The organism is Kitasatospora cystarginea, assembly GCF_039533515.1.
Lineage (GTDB): Bacteria > Actinomycetota > Actinomycetes > Streptomycetales > Streptomycetaceae > Kitasatospora > Kitasatospora cystarginea.
Genome location: NZ_BAAATR010000151.1, coordinates 1 through 1,692, shown reverse-complemented (window position 1 = coordinate 1,692; position 1,692 = coordinate 1). Strand labels below are relative to the sequence as shown.

The 1,692-nt window shown below is 66.4% G+C and carries 1 protein-coding gene and 1 pseudogene; one reads left to right on the top strand and one right to left on the bottom strand.

What is annotated here, in order from left to right; all coding sequences use genetic code 11:
- Positions 1-19: 19 nt before the first annotated feature.
- Positions 20-1,000 (bottom strand): IS4 family transposase, encoded by a 981-nt coding sequence (locus ABD369_RS40495; RefSeq protein WP_344641645.1) that lies wholly within the window; start codon positions 998-1,000, stop codon positions 20-22.
- A gap of 70 nt (positions 1,001-1,070) precedes the next feature.
- On the opposite strand from ABD369_RS40495, the pseudogene ABD369_RS40490 reads away from it, so the two are divergent.
- A pseudogene (locus ABD369_RS40490) lies at positions 1,071-1,692 on the top strand (IS5 family transposase); the annotation flags it as partial.

Sequence of the window (1,692 nt, the reverse complement as noted above, 5' to 3'; positions counted from 1 at the left end):
CCTGAGCACTGGCCCGGAACTACGCTGTCGACATCAAGTCGATCCTCCTGTCAGGTAATTCACTCAATCTCGTGCGACTTCGTGTCGCACCCCAGCGTTCGTGGTACAAGGCCGCCAGCTCATCGGCGGGCCAGGCCTCGGGATCGAGCAGGTCGGTCAGCAGCCTGATCGTCTCGCCTCCGTCGATCCGGTAGTCGATCACTCGCACCGTCACTCCGCCGGGGTGGGAGCGTCGCTGCCCGGCCAGGTTCATCCGCGTCAGATAGGTCCCGTCTGCAAGGACCTCGGTGGGCTTGGCTGCGACGAACGTGCGAGCTCTGATCAACAGATGGGCTCCGGCCTGCGTATATGCCTTCCACAGCGCCACGCCGGGAAAGGCCCGATCCATGATCACCAGCATGCCGGCGGCGCTGTCCGCCATCGCTGTCGCGAGCGCGGGTTCACCGCCGCCGCCCTTGAAGCTGCCCACACGTGCGTCGATCGTGGCGTGCGTCCCAGTCTCGGTCAGCGTCACCACTCGGGCCTGCGGAAATCCGATCGGCCGACCTGTGGAATCCACCTGCCCGCCGAAGGCGGCACGGGTCGCGTCGTTCTCCGGCACGTCCAGCAGGAATCCGTCCACCGCGGCGACACGCATGCCGCGCCAGAACGCCGCCCCGAGGTCGTCCGGAGCGATGGCGCCGGCCAACCGCCGAAAGACCACCTCCAGCGGCGCCGCCCCCAACTGCTGCCGCGCCCTGGTGAAGGACGACTTGTTCGGGATCGACTGATCCATCCTGCCCAGGGTTCCGACCAGGTTCTCCGCGACGTCGTCGTAGGAGTCCTGCTGGAACAGCGCCAGGGCGAGCACGTAGTAGACCATGAACCGGCTGGACAGGGGCCGCGGCTTGGCGTCCCGCCAGCCGCACCCGGCCAACACCTCGTCCACCAGCTCGGGAGTCACCCACTCGGTGAGCAGCCCGAGACGAACATCATCAGATAACCCCACCCACGGATGCATGTCAGGCCCAACGACCGCGCCGCTCCAGCGTCACGACAAGTTGCTTGAAGAGTTCAAGCAACGGCATTGGGACACGGGCTGCAAGTGGCGGGCCCTGCCAAAGGACTTCCCGCCATGGCGCACGGTTTACGGGCACATGGCCCGCTGGGCCGCGGCCGGAGTCGTCGGGCAGCTCCGCGACCAGCTCCGCAAGCGGATCCGCCGCGAGATGGGCCGATCCCCTGGCGCGGTCGCCACCGTCATCGACTCCCAATCCGTTAAGGCCGCCGAAACCGTCGGCAAGGACTCCCACGGCTACGACGCCGCGAAAAAGATCAACGGCCGCAAACGGCACCTGGTCGTGGACACCGAAGGCCTGCCGCTGTTCGTCATGGTCACCCCGGCCGACATGACCGACCGCGACGCCGCCAAGGAAGTACTGTTCCGCCTGCGGCTGATGCACCCAGAGATCACCATCGTCTGGGCCGACTCCGCCTACGCGGGCCAGCTCGTGACCTGGGCAAAGAAATACCTGAACCTGACCGTGAAGACCGTGAGCCGACCCAAGAATGCGGTCGGGTTCGTTGTCCTGCCTCGTCGCTGGGTGGTCGAGCGGAGTCTGGCCTGGATCATGCACGCCCGCCGACACGCCAGAGACTACGAACGGCTCATCCAACACGCGGAGTCGCTGATCACTTGGGCGGCAATCACGC

Bases quoted from the DNA above. Each gene is read 5' to 3' on its own strand.
- ABD369_RS40495 (WP_344641645.1), bottom strand. From the start codon at position 1,000: ATGCATCCGTGGGTGGGGTTATCTGATGATGTTCGTCTCGGGCTGCTC.